The sequence below is a fragment of the Bacillus cereus group sp. MYBKT14-1 genome, assembly GCF_051915185.1.
In the GTDB taxonomy this organism is placed as follows: Bacteria; Bacillota; Bacilli; order Bacillales; family Bacillaceae_G; genus Bacillus_A; species Bacillus_A cereus.
In genome coordinates, this window is record NZ_JBQAEF010000002.1 from 342,475 (window position 1) to 355,496 (window position 13,022).

A 13,022-nucleotide genomic window follows, 5' to 3' on the forward strand; every position below is an offset into this window, starting at 1 on the left:
TAAATATAAAATATTATAAAGCGTAATATATTATAGCAGAAATACTAACAGAAAGATGCGACATTCTTTTGAATATTTATTCGTTCAAGAAAAAAAACTATCCTTTTAAAAGGATAGCTTTTTCAACTGCCACATAATTATCTATCTTTGCAGACCTCGTTTATAACGACGTGCTTCAAATATAATACGCTCTTCATCTAACGTTTTACATTCGCCATTCCAAACGACACGTTTTCCGTTAATAATTACATCGCTTATATCTTTTCCACTAGCAGCATATACAAGGTGTGATAACACTTCATCTGCTGGTTGTAAATGCGGCTTATTAGACGGGTCAATCGTAATAAAATCAGCACACTTACCAGCTTCTAGTAACCCGGTTTGTTTCATGCCGATTACTTCAGCAGCTCCTTTTGTCGCAAGTGTAAGAGCTGTTTCAACTGGTAAAGCTGTTGCATCTTGGTGAATACCTTTTTGTAATAAAGTCGCTATGCGCATTTCTTCAAACATGTCTAAATTATTGTTAGATGCAACACTATCTGTTGCAATTCCTACTTTTATACCTGCTTCTAGCATCGCTTTTACATTCGCTATACCAGAACCTAGTTTTAAATTACTATTTGGGTTATGTGCTACTCGAACATCATGTTCTGCTAAAAATGCACGCTCATCATCATTTAATACTACACCGTGTGCAATAACTGTTGGGCGTTTAAACAATCCGCAGCTCGCTGCATATTCTACTGGACGTTTTCCGTACTGTGCTTCAATATCACGTACTTCACGCTCTGTTTCAGAAAGGTGGATATGAACCATTGTTTGATTCTCTACTGCAATACGAGCACACTCTTCTAACAATTCTGTACTACATGTATATGGACTATGTGGTGCAACCATCGTAGTTAACATGCCACTTTCTTTATAATAACGCTTCACATATTTCTCAGCTTCTTCAATCGCTTTCTTTTCATCGTTTTTCGTTCCGAAGCTAAATAAAGTCCTTGAAACAGCAGCTCGCATCCCGCTCCTTGATACCGTTTCCATAATTGCGTCTTGATCTACTCCAATTGGATTAAACATGTCAGAGAATGATGTTGTACCACTTTTCACCATCTCAAGTAATCCTAATTCCGTACTAGCGACCGCAATTTGGGGAGTAAATTGACTTTCCAGTGGCCAAATTCTCGTCTCAAGCCATGGCTGTAATAACATATCATCTCCAATACCTCTTAGGAGACTCATTACAACGTGTGTATGTGTATTTACAAGCCCTGGTAAAACCCACTTTCCTTTCATGTCAATTACTTCATCTACTTCAAATTCATTAGCGAATTCTCCGCTCTTTACATCTATAATTTGATCATTTTCTACAATGATATATCCATTTTCTATCACTTCGTTTTGTTCATTCATCGTTACAATTGTAGCGTTTACATAAGTTGTTTTCAAAAGTATTTCCCCTTTCAACTCTATGAAGTTCCCTTTAATAAGTTACCACCATTATAGTAACTTATTAAAGATTAAGAGTCAAAAGATAATTTTAATTCTTTCGTTATTTTTCCCTTCAAAATGTTATATTGCTTTTCATTTGTATCTGCAAATGCTTCTTCCCGATTTGACTTTTCATCCATATAATTCAATTTCCCATTGAATTGAGTCTCTGTAAAATCAAATCTCTGCCCATCTATAAAGTTATAAAAGTGCCATACCTCTCTTACTTTTGTCTTTTTAATTTCTCCTCCGTATATGTCTTGAACGACAAGAGCTGTAACACCACATTGTCCCTTTGCTGGGTTTTCAATTGTCCACTTTGAACTCGTTTCAATCGACCACGATTTTATTAGTGCTTCATATATTCTTTTTTCCTTTACATCATCCATTCTAATCTTCCCCTACTATTAATAGTTTTACACATCATATTTCAAAAGAGGCAGTACACGCCCCTTAAAGACAGTTGATGGTGTCTCTCCTATTAACTGTGCTCCCATTTTCAAGTAATATCCTTTTGCATTCGGATCACTATCAATTGTAAAACTTTTTAATCCTAGTTCATTGGCTTTTTCTATTACATACTCCCAAAGCATTTTCCCGTAACCTTTTCCTTTGTAATCAGGATGAATGTACAAGAAATCGAGAGCTTTATCATTACGTAAAAATGAGAAAAAACCAATCTTCGCATTATCGTTTTCTAAAACATATAAAAAATTATTTTTTATGTATTCTTCTGTAATTGTTAAATCTTCCTTACAAGCAAGTATGAATTCTTCACTATAATCCCACGTTGCTTTTGATTGTAGTGCGAGTTCACTTAATTCATTTGCTTCACTTAATAACGCTTCTCTTATCTTCATGATTCTTTTTCCTCACCTTCGATATGTAAACTACTAAATTGATTCGGAAAGCACTTCAAAAAACCTTTTATTTTCATAAATTAGAGATTATTTTTATAAATCTTTATTATAACCAGTACAATTTTCAACAATTTTTTTAAAGAAAAAGAACGCCATCCCTAAAAGTTGGCGTTCTCTTTTTCTAAAATTTAATCTTCAAACCCACTCATTCATTTTACTATTTTGTACGATACAAACCTATACAGTTTCTACTACCGCTTCAAGCATTGTTCCATTTTTAGCATAGTTCGTATGCCAAGAAAAAGCTTTTTCTAAAATATGAGGAGTTTGTCCACCTCTTGTTTTTGCTTCTTCGTAATAAGCTCGTAGCTGTTCACGATACATTGGATGTGCGCAATTCTCAATAATAAGTTCCACTCTTTCTCTTGGCGCAAGTCCCCTTAAGTCGGCATACCCCTGTTCAGTGACGATAACATCTACATCATGTTCAGTATGGTCTACATGAGAAACGAAAGGAACAATACTTGAAATGTTACCACCTTTCGCAATCGATTTAGTAACAAAGATAGCTAAGCGTGCATTTCTTGCAAAATCACCAGACCCACCAATACCATTCATCATTTTTGTACCTAAAACGTGAGTAGAGTTAACATTTCCGTATATATCTAATTCTAATGCAGTATTAATTGAGATTAATCCAAGGCGACGAATGATTTCAGGATGATTGGAAATCTCTTGCGGACGCATCATTAATTTGTCACGATATTTTTCAAATTTAGAAAATACTTGTTGCATTTTCTCTTCAGAAAGCGTGATAGAACAACAAGAAGCAAAATTGACTTTTCCAGCATCCATAAGATCAAAAACTGCATCTTGTAAAACCTCGGAATATACTTCTAAATCTTCAAATTCTGAATCTAACATTCCATGCAATACGGCGTTAGCCACTGAACCAATTCCTGATTGTAACGGCGCTAAACGATTTGTTAATCGGCCTACTTTGACTTCTTCTCGAAGGAATTCTATTAAATGCTGTGCCATAATAACAGTTTCTTCATCCGGAGGAACAATTGTCGATGGCGAATCCAATTGATTCGTAAACACAATTCCCTTTACTTTTTCAGGATCAATTGGAATACCGATTGTTCCAATTCGGTCATCTGTTTTCACAAGCGGAATTGGAAGCCTCTCCCCTTGTTTACCTGGTTCATATAGATCATGTAGCCCCTCTAATTGCGCGGATTGAGCCATATTCATTTCAATAATAATAGACTTAGCATTTAAGGAAAACGCTAAGGAATTTCCAATTGAAGTGGTTGGAATAATCATTCCGTCCTCTGTAATCGCAACCGCTTCCAAAATAGCGAAATCTATATCCAGAACGTCAGCACGGAGTAACTCTGCTGTATGAGACAAGTGTTGATCCACAAATAAAAAGTCTCCGTTATTAATTCCTTTTCGCATAGTCGCGTCAGCTTGGAAAGGTAATCTTTTCCCTAAAATTCCTGCCTCAGCAAATAATTTGTCTACATCCGATCCTAAAGAAGCCCCAGTATAAACATTTACTTTAAAAGATTCATCATTCTTAACTCGGTTTACAAGCGCAAATGGGACTGCTTTTACATCACCTGCACGTGTAAACCCACTTAAGCCTAAAGTCATTCCACTTTGAATCCAGGAAGCTGCGTCTTCAGGTGTAACTACCCGATTTTTTAGACGTTGATCTCTGATTCTATCTAAATTGTTCTCCATATGTAATCCCTCTCTCATTGAATATTCATAATTATTTTACACATTAACACTATCAAAAAAGGGATTTTAGTATACAATGCCGAAAATTCAGACAGAACAGCAAATCTAGGTTCTAAAGCAGAAAAATTTAGAATCCTAGAAGTTTACGGAAATAACTAGCGTATGATTGACTAACTGGTACTCTCTCACCATTATCCATTGAAAGTAAAAAAGTAGAATGGGTATCAGGATAAATTGCTTTAATATGATTAACATTTACAATAAACGAACGGTGACATCTAATAAATGAATCTTTCGGAAGCAAGTATTCGAATTCTTGTAGAGAGTATTTATGTGTTCCTGATAACTCTTCTGAATTCACGTACGTCTTTTTATCTTTAGCCTCTAAATACATAACCTTTGAAAAAGGAACCGGAATCCAGCCGTCTGTTGTTTTTAAAGTAACGACTGACTTTCCATCCGTTAAAGCTGGATAAATTGCCGTTACGCACCCTTCAAGCTTTCCATTGTTTGAAAATGGTACAGCCATTCCATGATAAGGAATACCAAAAACATCCCGATTCATAAACTCAGAGGTTTTTTGATTCATCACCATCGCTTTATGAGCAATCGTTCCTTCCTTTATAGGATCCCCGACACTAATCTTTAAATCAATTCGTTTACTTGGCCGATAGTAAATATATTCTTTCGTATTCGAAACAGCAATTGAAATTTCATCTGAAAATAATTCCCCAACAACATCTAGTAATAAACCTAATGTTCTATCTTCCATTCTATTAACACCTCATTCACTATTATACTACTATTATGAACGAGCATCTGTTGCTTTATAAAAAGTTTGATTTTAAATTACTTTTAAAATTAGTTTTATTCACTATTACTTCGTTACTACAAAAAACCTCACTTCAGAAAAGTGAGGTTTCCTCTCATACAATATTTTTTTATTTTTTATTAAGTAAAGTGAATTTAAGAATTTATTGCCCCTATTTCTGTATAATAGATAATCCCAAACTACAAACAGTTTGGGATTATCTTTCTCATTTATTATGCGCATCTAACCACGAAATTAAATCTTTAAATACTTCATCCTTATTTACTTCATGAAACATTTCATGTCTACCATTTTCATATAAACGTAGTGTCACGTCTTTCACACCACATTTTTTATAGTTTTCATATACTTCTTTTACACCTTTCCCCATATCGCCAACAGGATCACGATCACCAGAGAATATATGTATTGGAAGATTCTTTGGCGTCTTCTTGTATTCTTCTAGTTTATTTACTTCTAATACACCAGAAAATAATTCTCGGTAAAAACTCGTCGTACAAATGAAACCACATAACGGATCCGCAATATATTTATCAACTTGATTATTATCTGAAGATAACCAATCAAAATTTGTACGATTAGGCTTAAAGTTCGAATTAAAGTTTCCGAATGATAAAAAGTTTAGCATCGGACTTTTCGTTTTTGCCCCACGCAATTTCATTTCGATTGTTGCTACTTTATGACCAATAGCTCCTAAAAGCCCTGGATTTCCACCTGTTCCTGAAATCAGAAATCCATCATATAATTCGCCTCTAAGTTGTACAGCACGTCTTGATAAAAAAGAACCCATACTATGTCCAAGTAAAAACAAAGGACTTGACTGCTCTTCTTTTATCTTTTCTGAAACAAAGATAACATCCGATACAACTTGATTCCACCCTATATTTGGTTCAAAATGACCATAGTCTTCTTCTTTTTTTACTGTTTTCCCATGTCCTTTATGATCATGCGCATAAACACCATACCCTGCTTCCAATAAAGCATCTACAAATTCTGTATACACCCCTGCATGCTCTGTCATGCCATGTGCAATTTGAATAATTCCTCTCGGATCTCCTTCTGGTAACCACTTACGCAAATAAATTTCCGATCCATCCAATGCCGTAACGAAACTTTCCTGTACATTCATTTCGTCAGCCCCCAACTCTATTATGTATAGCTTTAAGAAAATGAATATCCATTCACTTTTCTTATTTTATATTATATGTAATTGCTTTCATTATGACAAATGATGTATTTTTCAGACTTGCTTTTAAACTAATTTCTTGACGAATTCAAAATAAAATTATATAGTTACTTACATAAAGTAACTATATAATTTTTAGGAGGTTCCTACTATTATGATGCCATCATTATTTTTAGCACATGGTTCGCCTATGCTCGCTATTCAAGATACAGACTATACACGATTTTTAAAAACACTTGGAGAAACATATAAACCGAAAGCAATTGTTATTTTCACTGCTCATTGGGAAAGTGAAGTATTAACGATTTCCTCATCAGATAACGAGTATGAAACAATTTATGATTTTGGAGGTTTTCCCCCTGAGTTATACGAAATCAAATATCGTGCGAAAGGCTCTTCTCATATTGCATCTATTTTAGAAACAAAATTTAAGAACAAAGGTATTTCAGTCCATCATAATATGACGAGAGGTTTAGATCATGGTTCATGGACACTCCTGCACCGCATGTATCCAGAAGCAAATATTCCTGTCGTGCAAATATCAGTCAATCCATTCCTTTCTGCAAAAGAACAATTTGAAATTGGAGAAGCACTTAAAGGACTCGGACAAGAAGATATTTTAGTAATCGGGAGTGGCGTTACCGTTCATAATTTACGAGCACTGAAATGGAATCAAACTACACCTGAAAAATGGGCAATTGAATTTGATGATTGGATTATTAAACATATGCAGAATAACGATAAAGATGCATTGTTTAATTGGGAGAAAAATGCTCCTCATGCACAATTAGCAGTACCGAGAGCAGAACATTTTGTTCCTTTATTTATCGCTATGGGAAGTGGTGAAAATAGCGGTGAAGTCATTCACCGTAGTTACGAGCTTGGTACATTAAGTTATCTTTGTCTTCGATTTTAAAGAAAAGGATGAAGCACATGCTGCTTCATCCTTTTTCTTTTTCATTCACTTAGTTAACTAACTTCCAAATGTCGTTTCTCTGATACCTCTTCGTTCTTATTATGAAAATAAACCCAAATACACGCAATAAATAATAGTGAAGATGTAGAGAGGAAAACATATTGGAAACCTGCATGCGCTGCAATTTGTCCCCCGAGCACTGGACCAATCATATTTCCTAAAAACTGAAATGATTGATTATATCCAAATATTCGTCCCGTAACATGGGTTGGTGTATGTTGTTTTAGTAGAGTTTGTACGGAAGGTAATAATCCTGCTTGTGCGATACCTAATAAAAATCGAAGAATTAATAGTTGCCAAGCTGACGTTACAAATGCTTGCGGGATAAAAATAATTCCTGCAGCAAATAACGCTACAACTAACGTTTTTTGAGGACCGATATGATCTGATAATCTTCCTAGTCTTGGTGCTGCCAAAATAACTGCTAATCCTGTCGCTGACATAACTGCACCCGCAATTGTTTCAATATGTGCAGTATGAGGACCTACTAAATTTTTCACGTACAATGTAACAATTGGTTGAACTGACATATTAGCAAGTTGAATAATAAATGTTGTTACAAATAAACTAATAATTAAATGCTTCGCTGGGACCATCGTCCATACTTTTTTCGGCTGTGTTTTTTTTGCTTGAGCAGAGTGATTTTCTTCATGCAGGAAGAAAAAAACGATGAGAAAGGAAAGGAATAAAAAAGCTCCCGTAACAAGAAAGACATGACGCATTCCAATTAACTCAGACAAATAACCTCCAAGTAACGGGCCAAGTAACGAACCGCTCACACCACCAGTTGAAATTGTGGAAATCGCCCAACCTGAATGTTCTTTCGGAGTTTCTGCTGCAATAAATGTCATCGCTGTTGAAAGGAAACCAGATACTGCTCCCATTAAAAATCTTAGTGCGACTAGTTGATACACATCCGTTACAAACCCCATAAGCGTCATAATAATCGCCATACCGAGGCTAGCACGAATAAGCATCAATTTCCGTCCATGTATATCACCAAGCTTTCCCCATATTGGCGATACGATCGCACCCATTAAAAATGTTACACCAAATGCAAGTCCCGACCACTGTGCAATGCTTGAAGTGCCAGTTACTCCTAATTCCTCAATATAAAAAGATAAGAAAGGAATTACTAAACTCATACCGGCTGCAGTGGTAAAACAACCTAGCCAACAAATCATTAAATTCCGTTTCCAGCTGGCCATTTTCACACCTTCTTTCTTTAGATACCCATTCTACACCCTTTCTTGTAAAAAGTTTAGTAATTTGCTTTATATGCAAGATTTACTACAAAACCCGCTATTTTCCAGTAAAAATCACTACATCTCTACATCATTTTCATAATAAAACCAACTCCTCTATATGAAGTTGGTTACTTATTATCTATCGGTATTAAACGAGCATTACAATTTCTCTCGTAAAACTCAATGGGACCTGCTTGTCCAATAATCGCATATTCATATCCATCTTGCTTCATATTATATAAACAATGATGCAATAATTCTTTTCCTACACCTTTCACACGATTTTGTTTCGCTATGCCCATTGGACCAAACAAGCCTTTCTTTCCTCTCACTACATCGTAACAGGCGAAACCAACTATTACTTCCTCCTGCTGTGCAATATAGATAGGTAACTTTTCGTTATATGTCCGAAATCCATAATCAACCGACTGTAACCACCGTTCACCAAATTCATCCACTACAAATCGTGATAACTTATCAAAATCAGAAGGACTAACTCTTCTTACATGACAAAATAATGTATTATAAATAGATTTAAAACTATTTAAATCAACCGCTAAGTCTCTCGGTGCAGCTGTAATACGTAATATATCTTCTTGCATTTGTGTATGTATAAATCCACCAATATTTGTATCTACATGAAATAATGCATACATAACATGTCCTTCATTTACTACTACTTGCTGAAAGCGTTCCATACGTTTCTTCGCTATTTGTAAAATTTCTGTCGCCTTATAAGATAGTTTATATTGCCCTATTTTTTTATACTCTTGATTATGTAAATCGAATTGTTTTCGTAACGAAAGTTTTTCTAAAAAATCTGGACCGACTTTGTGAAACAAATACATAAATAACTCAGCGCAAACTCCTGTACCTTCTTTACACATACCTATAAACAGATGGACTGGGTGAATTATGTTATACTCACTCTCTTTTGCTGCAATCTCCAATATTTTATGCACACGTTTTGTAAATTGAAATTCCTCCATATGTGTTTCCATCCTCTACTAATTTACTAACAAACCATAACCATAAATAATTGAAACAATTACACCCACTACCAATATACCTGGAAGTAAATTTGCCACCTTGATTTTAATAATACTAAGCAAGTTCAATCCAATAGCAGATATCATAATGCCGCCCGTAGCCGTCATCTCCACTATAAATTGGTTCATTAATTCTTTCGGGACAAAACTATTAATTTGTGTTGCAAAAACTGCAATACCACCTTCATATAAAACAACTGGAATTGCCGAAAATACTACGCCAATTCCTAGAGTTGTCGTTAATATAATAGAAATAAATCCATCGATAATCGCCTTTGTAAATAAAATATCATGATTTCCGCGAATCCCACTGTCAAGTGCACCAAGTATCCCCATCGCGCCAATTGCAAAAATTAAAGTAGCTGTTACAAAACCTTCTGATATGCTACCTTTCCCTTTCGATCCAACTTTATTTTCTAGCCAATCCCCTAAATGTTTTAACTTTTCTTCTAATTGTAACCATTCTCCAATTACCGTACCAATCACTAAACTCAGTATGACAACAAGAAAGTTTTCACTTTTTAATGCCATTTGAAGCCCAAGCACAGTAACCGCTAAACCGATTGCGTGCATTATCGTCCCTTTCATACTTTCTGGAATCCTACTAAATAATTTACCAAGTAAAGTACCAAATATAATACAAATTCCATTTACAACTGCTCCTAATATAACCATTTCTCATTCTTCACCCTTCGAATTCTTTATTTCTATATTTTGGTTTATACATTGATTTACAGGTTATCTATATGTTAACTTAATATTGAGAATATTAACAAATGTTTTCCACTACATAACCCGCTATTTTTTGTAACTTTAATTACCTTTAATAGATTCAGTGTTAATTTAATTGCGGGATAATATTAAAAGGGAAGGTATATATGAAAACTTTACTAAAACGATTTTTGTTAATAGCCTTTTTCATTACACCGATTGTTTTATTAATCAATTACTCTTTTATTTCAAAAGCAAAAGACAAACCCGATTTGCAAAACAAATCTAGTAAAACCGCTTCAAAAAGCGAAAAGAAAATAGAAGACCAAGAAATCACACTCACCTTCTCTGGTGATACAATGTTTGATTGGCAATTACGTCCTATAATCGAAAAGAATGGGGCTGATTACCCATTCCAACATGTAAAAGAAGAAATAAAAAAAGCTGATATTTCTTTTGTGAATTTAGAGTCGGCATTTACAACGAAAGAAAAGAAAGCACCTGGGCAACTGTTTTGGATTAAAAGTGATCCATCTACACTACAAGCTATTAAAAACACTGGATATGACATCGTAAATATTGGGAATAACCACACACTTGATTATGGGCAAGATGGATTATTAGATACGATTTCTCACGTAGAAAAATTAAAGTTCCCTTACATTGGAGCCGGAAAAAATGCGAAAGATGCATATACAGCACGAGAAATGACCGTAAAAGGGAAAAAGTTTAAATTTCTTTCCTTCGTTCGATTTATGCCTGATTCTAATTGGGTAGCTGGTGAGAATAAACCTGGCGTTGCGAATGGCTATGATTTAAATCTTGTAACAAAAACAATTAAAGAACAAAAGAAAGATGCAGACTATTTAATCGTCTATATGCATTGGGGCGTTGAAAAATCAAATCGTCCGGTAGAATACCAAAAGCAATATGTACCTAAAATGGTTGAAGCAGGAGCTAACGCAATTGTCGGGAGCCATCCACATTGGTTACAAGGGTTTGAGTATTATAATAAAGTTCCTATCGCTTACTCATTAGGTAACTTTTTATTCCCGAGTTATGTGAATGGGAAAAGCGCTGAAACTGGCGTATTAACTTTAACTTTTAAAGGAAAGGATGTCCAAATGTCATTCAATCCTTATATCATTCGCAACAACCAAGTTTCCCCTGTAAATGAAGGAGAAAAGAAAAAAGCTCTTCAATATTTACAAACAATTTCAACTGATGTAGAAATTGATGATACAGGGAAAATAAAAAACAAACGAAACTAGACAGCTCAAGATCTATTTCTCTGTAATATACTTTACAGAATAGGTGATAAACATGCTGAAAGAGTTATTAGAAAATATAAACCTCTTAGAAAACATCTATAAAATGTCTATAGCAATCCTGCTTTTATGTTCCTTTTATTCTGTGAGACTATTTAAAAAAATAAAGCGAGAGAGAAATCTTACTCCTTTTGAATTTACAATGTATGTAATCATTCGTATTGCGATACTCTTTTGGTTAGCTAGCTTTATTCTTCTTGAATTTAATGAGTACCTAGTTTAACTATAAAAAAGATAGAACAAGCACTATATTCCCTCGCTTGTATCTATCTTTTTTATTTACATTCTAACTCTTTCCTTCTATTAAATAAGCAAATCAAACAAAACAGGGTTTTTATTAAGTTCCATAAATTGAATATTATTTTCTTTAAAGCGAGTAATTAATTGCTCATAATCTTCTTTATGTTTTAATTCTACGCCGACTAATGCTGGACCATTTTCTTTATTATGTTTCTTAATATACTCAAAGCGCGTAATGTCATCTTCTGGTCCTAATCCTTTATCAAGAAATTCTCTTAGCGCACCTGAACGCTGCGGAAATTCAATGATAAAGTAATGTTTCAGTCCTTCATAAATGAGCGAACGCTCTTTCATTTCTTGCATTCTATCAATATCATTATTTCCACCACTTAGCGTACATACAACTGTTTTACCTTTTATTTCATCTCTATATAAATCAAGCGCTGCAATAGAGAGTGCACCAGCCGGTTCAGCTACAATCGCATTTTTCTTATACAGTTCTAAAATCGTCGTACAAACTTTCCCCTCTGGTACTAAAATAATATCGTCAATTACATCTTTACAAGTTTCAAATGTTAACTTTCCTACTTTTTTAACAGCTGCCCCATCAACAAAGCTATCTATTTTCTCCAATGCTACATTTTCATTTTGAAGAAAAGCCTCTTTCATAGATGCAGCTCCCATTGGCTCTACACCAATAACCTTTGTAGTAGGACTAACACCTTTTACATATGTACCAACTCCTGATGCTAATCCACCACCACCGATTGCTGTAAAGATATAATCAACCGGTTTCTCCATATCATGCATAATTTCAACTGCCACTGTCCCTTGACCAGCAACTACATACGGATCATCAAACGGATGAACAAATGTCATTCTATTTTCTTCACAATAACACTGTGCTTCTTGGAAAGAGCTATCGAATGTATCACCAACTAATACAATCTCTGCGAAATCACCACCGAAAAATTGTACTTGTGATACTTTTTGTTTCGGTGTTGTTGTGGGCATAAATATTTTTGACGGAATCTTCAATAAATTACACGTATAAGCAACTCCTTGCGCATGATTACCAGCACTTGCACAAACAACACCGTTTTGTAACTTTTCTTTCGGTAAACTTTGAATCAAATTGTATGCACCACGAATTTTGAAAGAGCGAATTAATTGTAAGTCTTCTCGTTTTACATAAACGTCACAATCATATTTCTCAGATAAAACTGTATCACGTTGTAACGGTGTTTTAATAACGATATCTTTCATGCAATTATGGGCCATTAAGATATCTTCAATTTTCACTCTCTCCTTTACCTTTTGCACCATTATATATCATCCTTATCTCTTTTA

The 13,022-nt window shown here is 34.6% G+C and carries 13 protein-coding genes; 3 read left to right on the forward strand and 10 right to left on the reverse strand.

The window, feature by feature from the left end:
• Positions 1-141: 141 nt before the first annotated feature.
• From ACTFO4_RS08285 to ACTFO4_RS08310, 6 genes are all read right to left on the reverse strand, one after another.
• Positions 142-1,467: a bifunctional S-methyl-5'-thioadenosine deaminase/S-adenosylhomocysteine deaminase gene (locus ACTFO4_RS08285; protein ID WP_139365871.1), complete on the reverse strand. Its 1,326-nt coding sequence runs from the start codon at positions 1,465-1,467 to the stop codon at positions 142-144.
• Between the two features lie 53 nt (positions 1,468-1,520).
• On the reverse strand, positions 1,521-1,880 hold the full coding sequence (locus tag ACTFO4_RS08290; protein WP_000342907.1) for a YunG family protein: 360 nt from the start codon (positions 1,878-1,880) through the stop codon (positions 1,521-1,523).
• 27 nt (positions 1,881-1,907) lie between these two features.
• Positions 1,908-2,351 carry a GNAT family N-acetyltransferase gene (locus tag ACTFO4_RS08295; protein WP_440013509.1) on the reverse strand — a complete coding sequence of 148 codons (444 nt, stop codon included), beginning with the start codon at positions 2,349-2,351 and terminating at the stop codon, positions 1,908-1,910.
• A 237-nt stretch (positions 2,352-2,588) separates the two neighbouring features.
• Positions 2,589-4,103 (reverse strand): acetyl-CoA hydrolase/transferase family protein, encoded by a 1,515-nt coding sequence (locus ACTFO4_RS08300; protein ID WP_440013507.1) that lies wholly within the window; start codon positions 4,101-4,103, stop codon positions 2,589-2,591.
• A 127-nt stretch (positions 4,104-4,230) separates the two neighbouring features.
• Positions 4,231-4,875 carry a LytTR family DNA-binding domain-containing protein gene (locus tag ACTFO4_RS08305; RefSeq protein ID WP_000390210.1) on the reverse strand — a complete coding sequence of 215 codons (645 nt, stop codon included), beginning with the start codon at positions 4,873-4,875 and terminating at the stop codon, positions 4,231-4,233.
• Between the two features lie 265 nt (positions 4,876-5,140).
• Positions 5,141-6,064 carry an alpha/beta fold hydrolase gene (locus ACTFO4_RS08310; RefSeq protein WP_061457034.1) on the reverse strand — a complete coding sequence of 308 codons (924 nt, stop codon included), beginning with the start codon at positions 6,062-6,064 and terminating at the stop codon, positions 5,141-5,143.
• Positions 6,065-6,275: 211 nt separating this feature from the next.
• Here ACTFO4_RS08310 and ACTFO4_RS08315 point away from each other — a divergent pair, with 211 nt between their 5' ends.
• Entirely contained in the window at positions 6,276-7,037 is a 762-nt protein-coding gene (locus ACTFO4_RS08315; protein ID WP_000982899.1) for a DODA-type extradiol aromatic ring-opening family dioxygenase, read from the forward strand.
• 53 nt (positions 7,038-7,090) lie between these two features.
• Here ACTFO4_RS08315 and ACTFO4_RS08320 read toward each other — a convergent pair whose 3' ends face one another.
• The 3 genes from ACTFO4_RS08320 to ACTFO4_RS08330 form a co-directional block, all read right to left on the reverse strand.
• On the reverse strand, positions 7,091-8,305 hold the full coding sequence (locus ACTFO4_RS08320; protein ID WP_000179303.1) for a multidrug efflux MFS transporter: 1,215 nt from the start codon (positions 8,303-8,305) through the stop codon (positions 7,091-7,093).
• Positions 8,306-8,472: 167 nt separating this feature from the next.
• Positions 8,473-9,333 carry a GNAT family N-acetyltransferase gene (locus tag ACTFO4_RS08325; protein WP_017673948.1) on the reverse strand — a complete coding sequence of 287 codons (861 nt, stop codon included), beginning with the start codon at positions 9,331-9,333 and terminating at the stop codon, positions 8,473-8,475.
• Between the two features lie 18 nt (positions 9,334-9,351).
• Positions 9,352-10,068: a DUF554 domain-containing protein gene (locus ACTFO4_RS08330; RefSeq protein WP_000236030.1), complete on the reverse strand. Its 717-nt coding sequence runs from the start codon at positions 10,066-10,068 to the stop codon at positions 9,352-9,354.
• 203 nt (positions 10,069-10,271) lie between these two features.
• Between ACTFO4_RS08330 and ACTFO4_RS08335 the strand changes: the two genes are divergently transcribed.
• Positions 10,272-11,375, forward strand: coding sequence for a CapA family protein (locus ACTFO4_RS08335; protein ID WP_000854536.1), 1,104 nt, complete (start codon positions 10,272-10,274; stop codon positions 11,373-11,375).
• A gap of 52 nt (positions 11,376-11,427) precedes the next feature.
• The gene (locus ACTFO4_RS08340) at positions 11,428-11,655 is read left to right on the forward strand and encodes a hypothetical protein (RefSeq protein ID WP_000910604.1); all 228 of its coding nucleotides are present in this window, start codon (positions 11,428-11,430) and stop codon (positions 11,653-11,655) included.
• An 80-nt stretch (positions 11,656-11,735) separates the two neighbouring features.
• On the opposite strand, the gene ilvA is transcribed toward ACTFO4_RS08340, so the two are convergent.
• Positions 11,736-12,998 carry a threonine ammonia-lyase IlvA gene (ilvA, locus tag ACTFO4_RS08345; RefSeq protein WP_000250327.1) on the reverse strand — a complete coding sequence of 421 codons (1,263 nt, stop codon included), beginning with the start codon at positions 12,996-12,998 and terminating at the stop codon, positions 11,736-11,738.
• Positions 12,999-13,022: the final 24 nt, after the last annotated feature.